The sequence below is a fragment of the Nocardia yamanashiensis genome, from assembly GCF_021183565.1.
Lineage (GTDB): Bacteria > Actinomycetota > Actinomycetes > Mycobacteriales > Mycobacteriaceae > Nocardia > Nocardia yamanashiensis.
Genome location: NZ_CP089226.1, coordinates 1,036,462 through 1,053,309, shown reverse-complemented (window position 1 = coordinate 1,053,309; position 16,848 = coordinate 1,036,462). Strand labels below are relative to the sequence as shown.

21 protein-coding genes and 1 tRNA gene are annotated in these 16,848 nt (G+C 68.9%); 17 read left to right on the top strand and 5 right to left on the bottom strand.

What is annotated here, in order from left to right:
- The first annotated feature begins 40 nt into the window (after positions 1-40).
- Positions 41-250, top strand: a complete 210-nt coding sequence (locus LTV02_RS04940; RefSeq protein ID WP_233038729.1) for a hypothetical protein — start codon at positions 41-43, stop codon at positions 248-250.
- On the opposite strand, the gene LTV02_RS04935 is transcribed toward LTV02_RS04940, so the two are convergent.
- Both LTV02_RS04935 and LTV02_RS04930 read right to left on the bottom strand, forming a co-directional pair.
- Entirely contained in the window at positions 238-1,773 is a 1,536-nt protein-coding gene (locus tag LTV02_RS04935; RefSeq protein WP_233038728.1) for a multicopper oxidase family protein, read from the bottom strand. The two genes, LTV02_RS04940 and LTV02_RS04935, sit on opposite strands and share 13 nt — an antisense overlap.
- A 104-nt stretch (positions 1,774-1,877) precedes the next feature.
- Entirely contained in the window at positions 1,878-2,288 is a 411-nt protein-coding gene (locus LTV02_RS04930) for a DUF6153 family protein (RefSeq protein WP_233038727.1), read from the bottom strand.
- A 295-nt stretch (positions 2,289-2,583) separates the two neighbouring features.
- On the opposite strand from LTV02_RS04930, the gene LTV02_RS04925 reads away from it, so the two are divergent.
- The 5 genes from LTV02_RS04925 (at position 2,584) to LTV02_RS04905 (ending at position 5,797) form a co-directional block, all read left to right on the top strand.
- Positions 2,584-2,841: a hypothetical protein gene (locus LTV02_RS04925; RefSeq protein ID WP_233038726.1), complete on the top strand. Its 258-nt coding sequence runs from the start codon at positions 2,584-2,586 to the stop codon at positions 2,839-2,841.
- Between the two features lie 362 nt (positions 2,842-3,203).
- Positions 3,204-3,380, top strand: coding sequence for a hypothetical protein (locus LTV02_RS04920; RefSeq protein ID WP_233038725.1), 177 nt, complete (start codon positions 3,204-3,206; stop codon positions 3,378-3,380).
- Positions 3,381-3,445: 65 nt separating this feature from the next.
- Positions 3,446-3,988, top strand: coding sequence for a disulfide bond formation protein B (locus LTV02_RS04915; protein ID WP_233041481.1), 543 nt, complete (start codon positions 3,446-3,448; stop codon positions 3,986-3,988).
- 42 nt (positions 3,989-4,030) lie between these two features.
- Positions 4,031-5,206, top strand: coding sequence for an MFS transporter (locus tag LTV02_RS04910; RefSeq protein WP_233038724.1), 1,176 nt, complete (start codon positions 4,031-4,033; stop codon positions 5,204-5,206).
- A gap of 54 nt (positions 5,207-5,260) precedes the next feature.
- Positions 5,261-5,797, top strand: a complete 537-nt coding sequence (locus tag LTV02_RS04905) for a hypothetical protein (protein ID WP_233038723.1) — start codon at positions 5,261-5,263, stop codon at positions 5,795-5,797.
- Positions 5,798-5,944: 147 nt separating this feature from the next.
- Here LTV02_RS04905 and LTV02_RS04900 read toward each other — a convergent pair whose 3' ends face one another.
- Both LTV02_RS04900 and LTV02_RS04895 read right to left on the bottom strand, forming a co-directional pair.
- Positions 5,945-6,169, bottom strand: coding sequence for a hypothetical protein (locus LTV02_RS04900; protein ID WP_233038722.1), 225 nt, complete (start codon positions 6,167-6,169; stop codon positions 5,945-5,947).
- The gene (locus LTV02_RS04895; protein WP_233038721.1) at positions 6,166-6,384 is read right to left on the bottom strand and encodes a hypothetical protein; all 219 of its coding nucleotides are present in this window, start codon (positions 6,382-6,384) and stop codon (positions 6,166-6,168) included. The genes LTV02_RS04900 and LTV02_RS04895 overlap by 4 nt, the downstream gene beginning before the upstream one ends.
- Positions 6,385-6,634: 250 nt before the next feature.
- Between LTV02_RS04895 and LTV02_RS04890 the strand changes: the two genes are divergently transcribed.
- Positions 6,635-7,456 carry a DUF5753 domain-containing protein gene (locus tag LTV02_RS04890; protein ID WP_233038720.1) on the top strand — a complete coding sequence of 274 codons (822 nt, stop codon included), beginning with the start codon at positions 6,635-6,637 and terminating at the stop codon, positions 7,454-7,456.
- The gene (locus LTV02_RS04885; protein ID WP_233038719.1) at positions 7,453-7,641 is read left to right on the top strand and encodes a DUF397 domain-containing protein; all 189 of its coding nucleotides are present in this window, start codon (positions 7,453-7,455) and stop codon (positions 7,639-7,641) included. Before LTV02_RS04890 ends, LTV02_RS04885 begins: the two co-directional genes overlap by 4 nt.
- A 15-nt stretch (positions 7,642-7,656) precedes the next feature.
- On the opposite strand, the gene LTV02_RS04880 is transcribed toward LTV02_RS04885, so the two are convergent.
- Complete coding sequence (locus LTV02_RS04880; protein WP_233038718.1) at positions 7,657-8,292, bottom strand: hypothetical protein; 636 nt, start codon at positions 8,290-8,292, stop codon at positions 7,657-7,659.
- A gap of 329 nt (positions 8,293-8,621) precedes the next feature.
- Between LTV02_RS04880 and LTV02_RS04875 the strand changes: the two genes are divergently transcribed.
- The 9 genes from LTV02_RS04875 to LTV02_RS04835 all read left to right on the top strand — a co-directional run bounded on the left by LTV02_RS04875 (position 8,622) and on the right by LTV02_RS04835 (position 16,839).
- Positions 8,622-9,752, top strand: coding sequence for a hypothetical protein (locus LTV02_RS04875; RefSeq protein ID WP_233038717.1), 1,131 nt, complete (start codon positions 8,622-8,624; stop codon positions 9,750-9,752).
- 22 nt (positions 9,753-9,774) lie between these two features.
- Positions 9,775-10,557, top strand: coding sequence for a hypothetical protein (locus tag LTV02_RS04870; protein WP_233038716.1), 783 nt, complete (start codon positions 9,775-9,777; stop codon positions 10,555-10,557).
- Between the two features lie 46 nt (positions 10,558-10,603).
- The gene (locus LTV02_RS04865) at positions 10,604-11,476 is read left to right on the top strand and encodes a MinD/ParA family ATP-binding protein (protein WP_233038715.1); all 873 of its coding nucleotides are present in this window, start codon (positions 10,604-10,606) and stop codon (positions 11,474-11,476) included.
- Between the two features lie 254 nt (positions 11,477-11,730).
- Positions 11,731-12,375: a hypothetical protein gene (locus LTV02_RS04860; RefSeq protein ID WP_233038714.1), complete on the top strand. Its 645-nt coding sequence runs from the start codon at positions 11,731-11,733 to the stop codon at positions 12,373-12,375.
- A 12-nt stretch (positions 12,376-12,387) separates the two neighbouring features.
- Entirely contained in the window at positions 12,388-14,073 is a 1,686-nt protein-coding gene (locus LTV02_RS04855) for a cutinase family protein (protein ID WP_233038713.1), read from the top strand.
- Between the two features lie 40 nt (positions 14,074-14,113).
- Complete coding sequence (locus LTV02_RS04850; RefSeq protein WP_233038712.1) at positions 14,114-14,914, top strand: hypothetical protein; 801 nt, start codon at positions 14,114-14,116, stop codon at positions 14,912-14,914.
- 114 nt (positions 14,915-15,028) lie between these two features.
- A tRNA-Gly gene (locus LTV02_RS04845) sits at positions 15,029-15,101 on the top strand.
- A 160-nt stretch (positions 15,102-15,261) separates the two neighbouring features.
- On the top strand, positions 15,262-15,582 hold the full coding sequence (locus LTV02_RS04840) for a hypothetical protein (protein WP_157575219.1): 321 nt from the start codon (positions 15,262-15,264) through the stop codon (positions 15,580-15,582).
- A gap of 81 nt (positions 15,583-15,663) precedes the next feature.
- Entirely contained in the window at positions 15,664-16,839 is a 1,176-nt protein-coding gene (locus LTV02_RS04835) for a hypothetical protein (RefSeq protein WP_233038711.1), read from the top strand.
- Positions 16,840-16,848: the final 9 nt, after the last annotated feature.

Here is a 16,848-nt window from a genome sequence, read left to right as displayed (position 1 = left end):
CAGTAAGCGTGATCACGAGGCCAGGCGATACCCTCTGGCAATGGTGAGGCGAAAGTCTCCGCAGGAGAAGAAGTCACTCAGCTACGCCAAGGACCGGCGGAACGACTACGGCGAGAACGACAAGAGTTCTCGCCGAAACATTCGGCGCAACAAGCGGTTCCCGCATCGGGCCGATGCCACGGCAGCCGGCGTGTGCCACGGCGGCAGCGCCGGTCCGGCGCTGCCGCCGCCGCGCGCTCAGTCGCGGTAGGAGACGGTGGTCATCATGCCGGCTTCGCCGTGATAGATGTTGTGGCAGTGGAGCATCCATTGGCCGGGGTTGTCGGTTTGGAAGTCGACTTCGAGGGTTTGCATGGGGAGGACGAGGGAGGTGTCTTTGCGGGGGCCGTTGAGTACTTGGTAGGTGTGGCCGTGTAGGTGCATGGGGTGGAACATCATGGTTTCGTTGATGAAGCGGAGGCGGATGCGTTGGCCTGCGGACACTTTCAAGGGGGTGTCGGGGTAGGGCTTGCCGTTGATTGTCCAGATGTACTTTTGCATGTCGCCGCCTAGTTTTACGTCGAGGGTGTGGTCGGGGGTGCGGGTGGGGAGGCGGAATTCGGCTGTGGGGGTTAGCTTGTCGGCGGTCAGTGGGGGTGTGGACAGTTCGGTGGGGCGGATGGTGGGGGCGGGGGCGGGGCCGCCGGCGGTGCGGAGGTAGGCGAGGGCTTGGCCGGACTTTCCTTCGGCGGAGGCGACGAGTGGGAAGACGCCGTCGGCCAGTTCGACTACCGCGTCGTAGCGTTCGCCCATGCCGATCAGCAGGGATGAGGTGGTCACCGGTTCGACCGGGAAACCGTCGGAGTGCGTGACGCGGAGTTGATGGCCGCCCACGGCCACCCGGAATGCCGTGTCGGCGGCGGCGTTGATGATCCGCAGTCGCATGCGCTGGCGCGGCCGGGCGGCGAAAGTCACCGGGTCCGTGGCGATTCGGCCGTTGAGGAGGTAGTAGGGGTAGTCGGGTATGTCACCCGCGTCCGAACCGAGGGGCGCGTTGGGGTCCGCGGGCATGGACATCCCGCCGGAGCCGCCCATGTTCATCCCGCCGTGGTCCATCCCACCCATATCCATCCCGGACATGCCGCCGCTCTGCAGCTTGCGTAGTTCGGCGTCGGGGGTGCGCCCGTTGACCCCGTCGGGCCAATCATCGAGGACGACAACGGCTTCCACGTCGTAATCCTTGCCGTCGGCGGGGTCTTCGACGATGAGCGGCGCTTGCAGCCCACGATCGAGCTGGACGCCCACGTGCGGATGGAAGAAGTACGTGCCCGCATCCGGTGCGGTGAATTCGTACCGGAAATTCCCGCCCGCCGGAATCGCGGGCTGCGTGAGACCGGGCACGCCGTCCATATCGTTGCGCAGCGCGATGCCATGCCAGTGCACGGTGGTCGGGTCCGGCAGCCCGTTGGTGACGTCGGCCCGCAGCACCTCCCCCTTGGCGATCCGGACCTCCCGCCCGGGCACGATCCCGCCGTAAGCCCAGGTGTTCACCTGAACCCCGCCCAGATCGACGGTGGCGGGTTCGGCGCGCACAGCGATCTCGCGAACCGGTGCGCCCGCGGCACGGCGGGCATGCTCGGCGGCCCGGACGGCATCCGATCCGGGCCCGACCGCGGATCCCGAGGACGGACTGTTCTTGGTGCAGGCGGCCAAGGCCGCGGCGGTGGCCAGCCCGGTGCCGAGCGCGAGGAACTTGCGGCGGCCCAGGGGCAGCGGGAACTGATTGGACGACATGGGGTCTCCTGAATCGATGCGGGGTTCGGGGAACCACCCGCCCGGTCGCGGGCAGGGGTGAACGAGCTACCGCCGGGACAGGCCGGGCGGCGGCCGGGAACCCATCAGATTCGGAGAATCGACAGTTGGGAGAGGGTGAGCGCGGCCGGGGGCGGCGCGCGGGCGGGCCGGGCGCGCTGTGATCGGCGGGCCGGGAGGCGAGCGCCGGCGGCGGCGCGGATCCGGGCCAGCAGGATCAGGCCGATCCCGAGGGCCAGCGCGGTCAGGATGAAGTAGGCGCATTCGTGTGCGATGCCGTGCCCGCCGGACCTATGGTCGGCGGGAGCAGCGGCCGCGTGCTCGGACGATGCGGCGCCGGGGTCGGCCGGGGAGGACACGACGACCGAGGAATGCGAGGGCATGGTTCCGGTGGCGAAAACGCCCGCGTGCATGGCCGCGATGCCGAGCAGCAACGTCAGCACGCCGAGCAGGCGAACCAGCCCGGCCGCCCGAATCGATGCGCGCTGGTCGACCACATTGCCAGGATAGCCAGGTATGAAATGAGCAGTTCACCCACCCCCTGGGGGTATGACGCGGACCACCCTTCGAACCGTCCGGCCGGACAACCCGGGCGAGGTCGCGGAATCGGGCGGAAAGGCTTGTGCGGCAGCCCGTTCAGATCTACTATCTACGTACGTAGATCGTATGAAAGCCTGGTGCCGGGTGCTGCTCCGGCATCGGGCGCCGCCTCGGCGGCGTCTCCCGTGAGCGCGGGGGCGCGCATTCCCCTCATCTGCGCACCCCCGCGACTCCGGCCGGAAAGGAATTCCCATGATCGGTGCACACACCCTCCGCCGGACCCTGGTGATCGTCGCGGTGGCCGCGACGGGCCTGATCGCCCAGACCGCCGGGCCCGCGACCGCGGATACGCCCGAGTGCCGGCAATGCACCCGCGGTCACGACGGCCTGCACCATGGCGGTGAGGGCAGGTACAGCGGAAACGGTTCCGGCACAATCGGTTCCGGCAGCTCGGGGCACGACGGACGCGGCAACGGCGGGCGCGGTGGCGGGCCGGGCAGCCACCGCTGACCCGATCGGCAGGCTCGCTCGGCGGCGACCGGCATGACCGCACTGCTGATCGGGCTGGCCTGGGTGCTCTGCGCGGTGCCGCTGGCGGTGACCCTGGCGCGCATCTTCCGGCAATGAATCGTCGTCCGCCATGGTCGCGGTGTATGCGCTGGTGCGCCTTTCACCGATGTAGCGATCACCGCAAGCGGACGCCGTACACCGGAACCGCCGCCGGCGATCCTGAGCCTGGAGGTGTTGGCCGCGGCATTGCCTGTGCACCTACCTGCGCGCAGACATAGATCAAGTCTATGAGTGCATCGAACCGCGGTGGCTAGCGGGCAGTTTGCGTGCACTGAAAAGTAGGGGATGAAGAGAAATCCCCTATGAAATCAGGAGAGATGTACACGCTGCTTTTCGCTTCGATTCTGCTCTGCGTGCTGGCGGTGGTGCGGGATCGGCCGCGCCGCTATTGGATGTCGATGTGCGCCGCCACCCTGACATTGTCGGTATTGGCGTGGCTGCCGCATATCGCGAGCCACCACTTCGGGATCGCGCTGTGAACGCCGCGGAATCGGGGTTGTCGCATCGCCTCGGATTGTGGTTCGCGCATCTGTACGTATTGGGAATGTGCGCGACTCTCGCGGGCGCGTATACCTTCCAATTCGTACTGTGGGAGTACCCGTGCCCGATGTGCCTGTTACAGCGAATGTTCTTCTTGCTCAGTGCGATCGGACCGACCTCGATCATCGTGAAATCGCGGAGGGGCGCGGTGAGTACCCGGGAATTCGCCACCGGCTGGGGCTGGGCGGTTCTCGTCGCCGTACTGGGCGCGCTGGTGTCGGGTTCGCAGGTGCTCATGCACATCGTGCCGCCGGACCCCGGTTACGCCGGCGCGCTGTTCGGCCTGCATCTCTACACCTGGGCGCTGATCGCCTTCCTGGCGGCCGTGGCGGCGGGCGGGATCATGCTCTTCCTGACCCAGTTCGCCGAACCCGCCACTGCCGCAGTCACTTCCGGCGCACTGCGAACCGCCGCACGGTGCACCCCGTGGATCCTGGCGCTGTTCGCGGGCACCAACCTGATCGCCTGCTTCTTCTTGCAGGGTCTGCACTGGAAGATGACCGGCGACCCCACCGGGTACCAGTTCTTCACCGACCTGTTCGGATAAACAGCACGAAAACAGCTGCACGGCGCTGACTATGATCAGCCCGTGCAGCTGCTGTGGGGGAATCGGGCGTTCCGGCTGCTGTGGACGGCGCGCACCGTGTCGTTCCTGGGCGATTCACTGAGCCTGGTCGCCTTGATGCTGTACGTGGCGAGCGAGACCGGCCAGGCGCTGGCGGTGGCGGCGCTGCTGCTGGTGGGCGACTTCGCACCGGCATTGCTGGGACCGCTCACCGGGGCTCTGTCGGATCGTTTCGACCGGCGGCGGGTCATGGTGAGTTGCGAACTGGCACAGGCGATCGTCATGGTGCTGATCGCCGTGTGGCTGCCGCCGCTGGGACCACTGCTGGTGCTGGTGGGGGTGCGGGCCATCGCGGGCCAGATCTTCCAACCCGCTTCGCGCGCAGTTGTTCCCGGCTTGGTGCGCGATGACGAACTGGAAAGCGCCAATGCCGCAGTGGGATTCGGCACCAATGGTGGTGAAGCGCTCGGGCCGCTGGTCGCGGCCGGTCTGCTGCCGTTCCTCGGAGTGCGCGGGGTATTCCTGCTGGATGCCGCCAGCTTCCTGATCTCGGCGGCACTGCTGCTCTTCCTGCCCGCAACTGCGCAGGGGGACAAAGAAACTCGCGGCTCGCTCTTAACGGAGACCAAAGCCGGACTGCGCTATATCGCGACCACTCCCCTGCTGCGCGCCCTCGGTCTCGGCTTCTTCGCGGTCGTCGCCTGCAACGGCATCGACGATGTGGCGCTGGTCTTCCTCGCGAAAGACACACTGCACGGCGGCGATTCGGCGGTGGCGCTGCTGCTCGCCGCGGTGGGCATCGGCCTGCTGGCCGGGTACGCCCTACTCGCTCGCCCCCACCCGCGCCTGTCCATGCCCGTACTGCTCATCGCGGGTTTCGCCGTCAGCAGCGCCGGCAATCTGCTCACCGGTCTCGCCGGAGCGGTCGCCGCCGCCTTCGCCGTGCAAGCCGTTCGCGGCCTCGGCATCGCCGGAATGGACGTCGCCACCAACACTCTCGTGCAGCGTGCCGTCCCCGCCGACCTGCTCGGCCGGGTCTTCGGCACCCTCTACGGCGCGATCGGCATCGCCGCCGCGCTCTCCTACCTCGGCGGCGGCCTGCTCCTCGACCACACCGATCCCCGCACCGCCTTCCTCGTCGCGGGTCTCGGCGGCCTCGTCGCCACCCTCGCCACCGGGCTCGCCCTCCGCCGCCGGTGACGCCGCCACGAGTGGCACATCAGCGGGAAATTTGTCCGGATTCTCGACGGTGGTGTGCCGCTCGACGACCGGTTCGACGGGGGCGGCGGCGAGTTCGGTTCGGAGGGCCGCTATCTCGGCGGTGAGGTCGTCGCGGAGTTGTTCGCGTTCGCGGAGGCTGTCACGCAGGGAGGCGATGGTGTCCTCGAGGGAGGCCAGTTTCTGGTCGGCGCCCTTCAGGCGCCAGGCGATGACGGCGCGGCGGTCCACATCGGTGCTCGCCGAATGGACCCAGGTCAGGACGTGATCGAGCCAGTCGGGGGGCTTGGGGGTGTCGGCGGGGGAATCCCAGCCGCGACGGTCGGCGGGCTTGGTGGAAAGCACCTGGTCGCCGTCGCGGGGCGAGACCATGTGGGCGCGGGTGAGTTTGCCGGCGCTGGTGACCGTGACGGTGATGCGGTAGACGCCCGCGAGGTGCATGCGGAGTTCGGCGGTGCCGCGACCGTCGGCGTCGATGACGCCCAGCCAGGGACCTTCGGCGGTGACGATGATCGAATCGAGGACCTCGAGCTGCCCGACGCCGCGACGCAGCCGGGTGACGCCGGCGCGTAGGTCCTCGGGTGTGGCGGACATCTGGTCCCAGTGCATCCGACCTCTATTTCCTCGTCGACCGATCCGGTGATACCCATCGAACCTATACGGAACGGGTCCACCGGTCGCACGCGGCGGGTCCGGGCGAGTCGCCGCCGGTCGCGGCGGTCAGCCGAAGCGTTTGGCCTTGGTGGCCAGGGCGGATCTGCCGCGCGGGGTGATACGCCAGCGGTTGCCGGGGGCGGCGGCGGTGATCAGGCCGCGCGCGGCGAGGTGGGCGACGGCGTTCCGGGCGCGCCAGGTGGTGAGGATGGCGGACTGCTGGATCTCGCGGATGGTCTGGGCGGCGCCGGGGCGCAGGGTGAACAGGACGGCGATCTCGGCGGGAGTCATCGGCGGGAATGCGCTTTCGCTCGGAGGGGACGGTGACGGCCGGGTGCGTGCTCGGCGAGGCGGGGGATCTCGAGGTGCCCGCCGTTGAGCAGGGGTAGGTGCAGTACCGGCGGTTCGGTGGAGTGCGCGTCGCGGTAGAAGTCCCACCACGAGCGGGCGATGACGGTCACACAGAGCGCGGCGATGGACAGCAAAGCGCAGATTTCCCAGGACATTTCGATACCTTCCGCCGAAACATGCTTGCGCCGAATACTTTCCGTGGCAAATACTTGGTGATACCACTTTGGCGTTTGCGGGACGAGAGCGAAAGACTTTTGCCGGAAGGCTTCGGAGTTCCACCATTGGCCGGTCCGTGGTGGCGTATCCCCAGATAGAGAGGCTAACGAAATGGTCGGGACCACGGTACCAAGCAGGGCATTCGGTCGGTTTCTTAAAGGGCTTCGAGAACAGTCGGGAGCATCTCTATTGGCAGCCGGATTGGCGATAGACACCTCCAAGCAATCCATTCTTCGATTGGAGGGCGGGCAGCCGACGAAAATCTCCACACCGCAATTGAAATCATTGCTCGACCTGTATCGAGTGGGACCGACGGTGTACGCGCAGGCGCTCGAACTGTGGAACCAGGTGCGCCAGCAGGCCAAGACCGCGAAGCTCGACGGCACCTACAAGGGATGGTGGCAGGCGTACTCGGATCAGTACGCGCCGCACTTCGACCACTACCTCCGGCTCGAGGCCGGCGCGAACAGACTCGTGTCGCATCAGCTCGTGCTGGTGCCCGGCCTGCTCCAGACGCACGCCTACCGTCGTGCGCTGGTGGGAGTGCAGGAGCCGAACCTGCCCGCCGCCGACATCGACCGCCGCCTCGAACTGACTGCCCGGCGGCAAGAACGCCTGGAAGAGCTGGATTTTCACGTGGAGGCCCTGCTCTCGGAAGCGGTGTTGATGCATCAGCCGGGCGATCGGGCAGTGATGGTCGATCAGCTGCGGTACCTGATGGAGATCGGGACCAGCGACAACGTGACGATCCGCGTCGTTCCGTTCGCCGCGAGCGCGCACCGCGGCCTGGGCGTCCAGTCGTTCACATTGCTCGGATTCCCCCACCTGACAATCAATTTGGTCGATCCGCCGATCGTGTACATCGACGGCGCGGAAGGTGCCCTCTACCTGGAACGCACCGACGTCATCGCCAGGTTCCGCCAGGCGATCGCGAACATGCGGCGAGTAGCATTGAGCGAGAACGAAACCAGGGACCTGATGTCGTCCCGTGCGAAGGAGCTGCAGTCATGAGCGCAGATCTATCCGATGCCCAGTGGTTCAAGTCCTCCCGGTCCGCCAACGCGAACGAGTGCGTCGAGATCGCCTTCCTCGGTCCGGACGCCGCGCGGGTCGGGGTGCGGGACTCGAAGAACCCCGAGGGTCCCGCGCTGGTGTTCTCCGGCGCGGAGTGGGATCGGTTCCTCCGCCTCATCTGATCCGCTCGAGCGAAGCTACTTCGCCGCCGTCAGCGAGACCGCATCGGCGGGGATCGTCTTGACCGAATGCACCGTCACGGTTTTCGCGGCGGGGTCCGGGAGCTGGAGCCGCCAGTCGTCGGCGGACCAGACGACCGTGGCGTCGGTGGCGGTGATGCTCGCGTCGGAGTACGTGGCGTAGACGGTCAATGCCGTGCGCGCCGGGTCGTAGGCGGTGATCTTGTAGGCCGTGATGTGCGGGGCCACGGTCGGGTCGGTGGCGGCGGTGAGGGAGACCTGGACCCGGGCCAGGACCCACGCGTCCTTGCCGGGGCCCGGCAGCAGCGCGTTGGCGGCCAGGGTGGGCCAGACCGAGTCGGGGGCCAGGGACAGGCGGGTGCTGTGGTTGATGGCGGCCAGGGCCGCGCCCTGCGGGGTGTGGGTGTAGCCGAGGGGGACGGCGGCGAGCTTGCTGGGACCATCCTCGCCGCCCAAAGGTAACTGGACGCCCTGATAGTTTTCCCAGCGCAGGTTCGCGGGGGCGCGCGCCGGATCCGGCGGCGGGGTGGTCGTGGCCACCTCGGCGGGATCCGCGGCGCCGCAGGCGGTCAGGGCGACGGCGGCGAGAACCGTAACGAGCAGTTGCTTGAAGTGTGCTGCGCGGGCGCGCATCGGATTCACTCCTCGGGAAACGCGTGCGGGCGAGACATATTGGGGCGCAGTATGGTTCCCCGGCGTGCGGTTGATCTTACGAGGGCTTAAGTGCCGTTCTTAAGAATTCGTGCCGACTGGCTCGTATCAGGTTGTCGGAAGACGGGTTACGAGTAAGATCTGGACCGCAATATGATCATCGCACGGTTGTGGGGATTCATCATGGGTCATTTCGAGCATATTCGGGTGAACCACTTGCGATGCGGGCCGGTGGTGTGGAATGCCATGGGGTCAGGGGGGTTTCGGGCGAAGCGGCCCGCCGCTGTCCATTCGGGGAACGGGAATGGGAAATGACGAAGAGATTAACTTCCGTCGCGTTGTCGATGCTGCCGATCGCGCTGGTGATGAGTCAGGGCGTGAGCGCCGCCGCCCCCGGGCAACCGGGACTGGCGGTGCCCGGTGAGGGGCAACCCGGGCTGACCACGGAAAACCAGCCGGCGGCGAATACGCCGAGCCCGGCGGATTACATTCCGGACCCGCCGATTCCGGCGCCCTCGCGGCCCCGGCCGAGCCAGCAGACGAATCCGCAGATGGATACGTATGTGCAGCCCAAGCAGCCGGAGCAGTCGGCGGGGGAAGAGACGCAGCCGGAAGCGCCCGCGGAGAACGCGCCCGCCGTGTTGTCGACCGATCCGCACAAGCTGCGGGTGGGGACGAGCTCGGTGCAGCTGCCGGACTTCGTGGACGAGAAGTCGCGCGACAAGGTCCAGGCGTACATGGACATGGCGGAGTGGCAACTCGCCGCCTTCTACGACAGCGTTGGTTTCTCACGTGAGCAGTCCGACCGCATGGCTGCCGGAAGTGTGGTGGGCAGTGCGGTTGGTGGCGGGCTCGGAATCGCTGGCACAGCGGTATTCGGCCTCGCCGGGTGTGTGATCGGTGGTGTCATCGGGGTCGTGGCCGGTGGAATCGCCGCCGGTGTGCCTACGGGCGGCGCGGGCGCTCCTATCGGTGCGGCGGTCGGTGGCGGCACCGGCTGCGCGATCGGTGGCGCGATCGGTGCGTTCCCTGGCTTCGCGATCGGTGTGACAACGGGCGCGCTGCTGGGCGGGGCAATCGGAGGACTGTCCGGCGGCATGCCCACCGTGCAGCCCGCGAATCCGACCCTGGTCAATGCCTCCGCCACGATCAACCCTGCGCCCGCGCAGGTTTCGGCCCCCATCGTCGAAGCCGTCGCGCAGCTCGCCCCAGCTCCCGTCGCCCAGGTCATCGAACCCGTCGCGGAGCAGGTCTACACCGCGGTCGACAATTTCGCCACGCAGGTCAATCAAGTGGTCGAGCAGCAGGTCGTCCCCGTGGTGCAGCAGGCGGTGCAGGACGCGTCCGCGACCGTCGACTCCTTCCGCACCGCGGTGGAGAACATGCCCGCGCTGACCCCCGAAGCTTTCCTGGCCGCGATCGCACCCGCGCCGGGTGCGTGACCGGAACGGCACGGGAGACGCCGTGATCGAACAGGACGATGGCCTAACCGCGCGCCCGCCGCTGCCCGCGCTCGACCCGATAGCGGGCGAATCGGACAGCCCGGCGGCGGCTCCCGGCTGGGCGCAATGGCTGAACGAGGGCGCCGCACCGGTCGAATCGGCGGCGGACCGGGAATCCCGGCTCAGCGCAACCGAACTGCTGGCCGAGGATCCGATGGCCCCGCTGGTTCTGGAAGCCCGGCGGCGCGCCGCGCAGACCCAGCGCCGGCGGCAGCTGCGCGATCGCTTCCTCCTCGCGGGCGGGGCGCTGCTGACCCTGGTGGTGCTCGGCGTCACGGTGTGGCTGACCTTCACCCCCGAAACCGACGAACCCGTCGCCGCTCCCCCGCCGAGCCCCCAGACCTCCGCCACCGACGCCCAGCCGGGATTGAACGTGTGGTGCCCGGCGGTCAACACCCCGGACCGGGTGATCGGTTCCGGCGCGGGCGATCCCGGCACCGGGCCCGGCGCGATCATGCGGCTCGAATACGCCTGGTACGTGCAGCGCGATCCGGCGGCCGTGCGCGCACTGCTCGCCCCGGGCGCGCAGGCCGCCAGCGAAGAGGCCACGCGCACCGCCATTTCGGCGACCCCGGCGGGCACCCAGCATTGCGTGACCATCACGCCGCTGGGCTCGGATCGCTGGAACGTGAATGTCGACGAGCTGCGGCCGGACGGCTCGCGGCCCTCCTGGCAGCAGATCATGATCACCACCGTGTCCGGTGGGCAGGCGCGGATCAGCGCCATTCTGGCGGGAGGCAACTGATGAGCGCCCGCCGCCGCGTCACACCACCCGGAGCGGGAGGTGACTGATGACGCAGATCCACGATTTCCTGCGCGGCCTCGACGAACCCGGCCGGCCGGAGGAACCGGCGGTACTGTCGCGGCCCGCCGCCGCCGGATCACCCACGGACCCGGTGCCTCTGCGCGGCGGGCAGGGGCGGCTGCTGCGCGCGGCGCTGCCGTCGGCGCTGGTGCTGGGCGGATCCGGATCGTCGGGGGCCACCACCACGGCGATGGGACTGGCGGCCGCGGCGGCGGTCGACAGCGAAGGTGAGGTGTGGCCGGTCGCGGTCGACGCCACGCTCGGCGGCGGGGACCTCGCATTGCGCGGCTGCGATGCGGCGGCGCCGCCCGGGACGCTCCAGAAGTGGCTGGACGCACCGCATCCCGAACTCGCTTCCACGGTGGGGGCGTACGCGGGACGGACCAGTACCGGGGTGCGGGTATTGAGCCGCAGCCCGGAAGCCCTGCCGCGCCGGGAATCGCTCGTCTCGGTGGCCAGGCACCTCGAAACCGCGGGACTGCTGGCGGTTTTCGACGCGGGCGCGCCGGTGACCAGCCGGTTGGCCGCGCCCCTGCTCGCCGATCCGCGGGTCGGGCTGGTGCTGACCGTGGCGGCGCGGCCGGATGCCATCAACCGGCTGCAACCGGCCCTGCAATGGCTGGACGAGAACTACAGCGAATTCGTGGTCGGGGACGCGGTGATCGTGCTGACCGAGCAGGTGCCGGGATCGGCGGCCGCGGTGGTCGAACACGTGCGCACCCATCTCGGGTCGTGGGTGCGCGAAGTGGTGAAGGTGCCGTTCGACATTCACCTCGCCGGGGGCGGAATCGTGTCGTGGCATCGGCTCGCCGCCGAGACCCGGGACGCCTACCTCGCCCTGCTCGGGGCGCTGCGATGACCACCTTCCGGGAACGGCCCGCCTCGCCGTACGCCGAGGACTACCAGGAACTCTCGTCAGCGCCTACGCGCGCGACGCCGGATCCGGTCGTCCCCCAACCCAGTCCGGTCCTCCCCCAACCCGGTCCGGTCCTGCCCCAACCGGGTCCCGGCCTCTCTCAACCGGGTCCGGTCCTCCCACAACTGGATCCGACCCTTCTGCACGCGGACATGTCCGCGCGTCAGCAACCGGACCTGCCCCCTCGTCATCCCGGCGTGCTTGCAGCCGGGCTGCCCGCGGTCGCCGCGCCGCCGGTGCCGATGTGGCATCGGGCCGTGCCCAATCCCACCGGGCCGCCGCCGCTGCTGTGGCTGGTCGGGGTGCACGGCGGGGCCGGGGTGAGCAGTCTGGCGGCGAGTATGAGCTGGGCCGGGGACGCGGGGCAGCGCTGGCCGGCGCGGATCGGGCTCGGCGCCGATATGGATTCGCCGCTCGTGGTTCTGGTGGCACGGTCGCATATGCGAGGGATCAACACCTTGCAGCGGGCGCTGCTGGCGCATCAGCAGCGCGCCACCCCCGCGGGGTCCGAGGTGGTGGGAATTCTCACGGTCTCGGACTCCGCGCGGCCACTGCCCGCGCCCGTCGCCACCCGGCGCGAGGAAGCCGAACGGCTCGCGCACGAACTCGGCGCGCGCACCTGGCGGCTCGGCTGGCTGGAACCCTGGCGCGCCCTCGAACCGCACGAACTGGCGGCGTGGACGCCCGCGCAAGGCTTTTCGCCGCTCGACGACGGGGATCCCACCCGCACCCCGCCGCAACCGGTTCGGCTGCTCGCCGAACAGATCCTCATCGCCGCCCGGCAGGCCGGCGCCCGGATCACCGCCCGCGTCACCGCCGACGCACCCGAGTCCCCGAGCTGAACGAGGTGCGAAGTGCATCGGAAACTGTTGTCCGCGGGAACCATCCGGAACTCGGCGCTGCTCACGGCGGTCGTGTGCGCCGTCGCGGCGGTGGCCGTGGGCGGGGCGCGCGCGGACGCGCCCAGTACCCAGATCAATCTCGACAAATGCCCGGCGCTGTTCGCGTTCGGGATTCAAGGCACCGGCGAATCCTCGCCGGACGCGGCCATCACCACCGATACCGGGATGCTGTCCACGGTGTTCCGGCCCATGATGGCCGACGCCACCGAACTGGTGGCGCGCGCGTACGTGCCCTATGACGCCACCTTCGGCGGGGCCACGACCAGCGGCACCACGCCGTATCTGCAATCGGTGGCCAAGGGCAAGACCACCCTCGAGTCGATGGTGAAGCAGGTGGTCGAACGGTGCCCCAGCACCCGCATCGCCCTCACCGGGTATTCGCAAGGCGCGCACGTGGCTTCGCTGTTCGCGCAGGAGGTCGGGGCGGGCAAGGGCGTGGTGTCCGCCGACAAGGTGGTGGCGGTGGCGCTGTTCGGCGACCCGACCCGCAATACCGCCGCGGGGCTGTTCCCCAGTTCGCCCGGCAAGACCAAACCCGATGCCGCGCCCGGGACCAGCGGGAAAGCGGTAGCGGCGCTGGAGGATCCGCCGCAGTACTCGATGGGCGCGACCGGCGCGGGCATGGGCAACGACAAGAACGCGACGGTCAGCTTCGGCAAGCTCGCCGGGCGGGTCGCCAGCTTCTGCTCCAGCGGGGATCTGGCCTGTGACGCGCCCAGTGGCGCGCCGATCGTGCGGGCGGTGGCCAATATCGCGGGGCAGGTGGAGGTTTCGGGCGGGGATCCCATCGCCTCGCTGAAATCGGTGGCGGAGGCGCTGGCCTACACCTCGATCAAGACCTTCACCAATGTGGTGAACAACGACGTCAAGGGCGAGTCGCTGGCGAATCTGTCCTACGAGCCGAAGAAGTCGATCTCCGAGCGGATCGCCGAGGCGTCGTCCCCGACGACCACGCTGGATCTGGGGTCGGCGTTCCAGGCGCTGATCAAGGTGGGGACGATCGCCATCAATTCGGTGGTGTCGGTGGTGAAGTCGGTGCTGACCGCCACCAATATCGCCGAGATCGCCACGGCGGGGCTGGCCAATCCGATCGCGGGGCTGGCCGTGCTGGGGACCAAACTGGTCAGCGCGGTCACCACGCTGGTGCCGCCGACGACGGTGAGCACGCTGGTGCAGCAGGCGTTCACGGCGGTCTCGACGAACATCACCGACAACAAGGATCTCCTGGATGTGACCACCTGGTCGCGGTACTGGAACATGGCGCAGAAGCACGATTACACGGTCGCGCCGGGCGCCGACTTCGGGGAGAGCGCGACGCAGTACGCGGGGCGGTGGTTCGCGGCCATCGCGCAGGATCTGTCCGGTGCCGTCGAGAGCGGGACGGTGCCGAGCGGGGGCAGCGACAAGCCCACGGGCGGGTTCGATTTCACGGGCGGGTCGACGGTCACCACCAGCGTGATGCCCGGGTTCCCGCTCGGGGGCGGGCCGACCACCTCGGGCAGCGCGCCGGATCTGTTCGGGACCACCACGCCGGGCGCGCCGTCCAGCGGGCTGCCGTTCTTCCAGAGCTCGGGCGTGCCGACGACCAGCGGGCAGCCGACCATCATTCCGGGCACCCAGCCGCAAGCCGTGCGATGAGGCCGCGCGGGGGCGCCCGGCGGGAAAGACAGGGGGCGCGATGAGCACTCGAGAATCCGATCCGCCCGAACCCACGGGCGGCGGGGCGTACAGCGGGAGCTGGGCCGATTGGATCGAGCCCGCGCCGGAACCCGTTGCGGCGCGCGAGGATCGGTACGAAAGCCGGTACCGCGACGACGACTACGACGATTACGACGACGAGTACTACGACGACGAACCCGCGCCCGCGCGGCGCCTGGGGCGGGCCGGGGTGCATCGGCAGGCTTCGTCCGGGCGGGCGTGGGTGGCGCCGCTGCTGGGGGTGCTGGCCGTGCTCGCGGTGGTGGCGGCGGTGGCGGTGCAGGTGTCGAAAGTCACCGGGACGCAAGAGCATCCGACGGCGGTCGCCACGATTCCGGCGGGGACGTCGGCGACCACCACGACCTCGGCGGAGCCCGCGGCCGCGGCGGCCGGGAGCTGTGCCAGCGAGGTCAATGGCGGGCATGTGCGCGGGAACGGGCCGGGCAGTACGAAATCGGGGACGGATGTGATTCTCGCCCTGCAGAACCGGTACTACGTGGACCGGTCCGGGGCGAAGGTGCGGGAGATGTACGCGCCGGACGCGGCCGCGCCGAGCGTGGCGCAGATCCAGGCCGGGATCGACTCCATTCCGGCCGGGACCACCTACTGCGTGCAGATCCTGCCCGGGCCGCTGGACGGGCAGCACATCATGGTGGTGAACGAGACGCATCCCGATTCGACCCGCAAGACCTGGCCGCCGCAGCTGGTGCTGACGGTGACGAGCGGGGACCGGACCTTGATCAGCGCCATCGTGCCGTACGAGGACGGCACGCCGCGATGACGCGCCGGACGGCCCGAGAAACGGCCGTTACGCTGGCGTTTTGGAACTTCCGCGGGTCGTCGGCTAATGTTCTCTCTCGCAAGCCACGGACGGAAACGCCCAGGTGAGCGGTTTGCGGATGTAGCGCAGCTGGTAGCGCATCACCTTGCCAAGGTGAGGGTCGCGAGTTCGAATCTCGTCATCCGCTCTTTCGAAACCCCGGAACGGCTATCAGGCCGGACCGGGGTTTCGACGTTTCGGACACGGGCATACCGGGCAATCCGACACGCGGTGAAACCACCAGGGGCACAGCACAACTCACAGAGGTTCCCGCGCGGGCATCATCGATTTGGCGGTACCTTCGTGTGGTGACGATCATGCTCAGCGCTCTCCACGACACTGTGCTCCTCCACGGCTCCGGGCTCGGTGACACCCTGGCCCAGCAGATGGGCAACCCCACGCCCGAAACCCCGCCGGTGGCCGACAAGCTGATGAAGCTCGTCCGCTACTTCACCTGGTTCGTGCTGCTGTCCGGCATCATGGCCATCACCTACGCGGGCGGCCGGTTCGCCTGGGAGAAATGGTCCGGCGGCGGCCTGGCCTCGCCGAAGATGGTGGCCGGGGCGATGATCGGCGGCATCATCGCGACCAGCGCCGGAACCATCATGAACGCGGCCATCGGAACCTAGTTTCCGGTCGCGGTTGCGCCGAGCTGTCGGTGCGCGGCGTTAGGCTCGTCGAACAGACTGGCGAACGAAGTAGGGGCCGCCTTGACGAGCAGTGATACGCGCACCGATCTCTACGGCGACCTGGGCGACGGCGTGAGCTTCGGCTTCGAGGACGTCAACCAGGTGGTCGCGGAACTGGTGGCGGAACAAGCCGTGGAACGGCCGCGCGACGGGGAGCTCATCACCTGCCGGCTGGGGCTGGACGGGGAAGCGCCCGAGACGCTCACCGTGCTCGGCTCGCGGTTCGGAGTGTCCCGTGATCGTGCCCGCCAGCTCTACACCCGGGCCGTCGGCAATCTGGTGCGCCAAACCCAGCTGACCGGTCACCCCGATCTCGAAGTGTTCGGGACGCGCTACCCCGTAGGACGCGGAGACGAGTGGCTGGTTCGCACGCTGCTCGCCGAAACCTACGCCACCGATACCGATATCGCCGCCCAGGATTGGGCGTACCTGAAATTGCGCCTGGCGGGTCACGACCTTCAAGAGTGCAAACGCATCGCCGGGTTCGTCTTCCAGCGCATCGCGGGCTGGCAGCAGAAGGGGCGCTGGCATCTGCTCCCGCCCCAGCAGCCCGAGGAAGTCCCTGCGGGCGTGTGGAATCCGTGGCTGCACCGCGTGGAGTGGGGAGCGGGCGCGCCCGACGAACTGCCCGACGGCCCCGCCCGCACCGTCGATCTCACCGATGACGGCCGCGGCCGCATGTACTCCGAAAAACTCTCCCGCGAAGTAACTTTCGACACCGGCCTGCAAGCCCGCCTCTTCCGCCTGCTGGACGCCAGCGAGCGCGTCGAAACCTTCCAGGAGTTCCCGGCCCCGGTCACCTACGACATCGACTCCAGCGAACGCCTGCACCACCCCACCGTCGCCGTTCGCTTCACCGACGCCCGCACCGTCCTCATCGACGTGATCCCCCTCCCCCACACCGCCTTTCACGTCAATCGCGCGAAAGCCGCCGCCGGCCGCGCCTACGCCCACACCCACGGCTGGGGCTGGCTGGTCTGGACCGGCTCCCGCCACGGCGTCACCGACCTCGCCACCCGCGAAGTCGACGCCCACACCGAGAACATCCTCCGCAATCGCCTGACCTCCGGCCCCCTCACCTGGCCGGAACTACGCACCCTCCGAAACGACATCGGCCTCGACCCCCTCGACCTGGCCGCCCTCACCCTGCGCCACCAATGGCGTTGGGACCGAGGACCGTTCCGCCTGTCCCGCTGAATCGCCGGT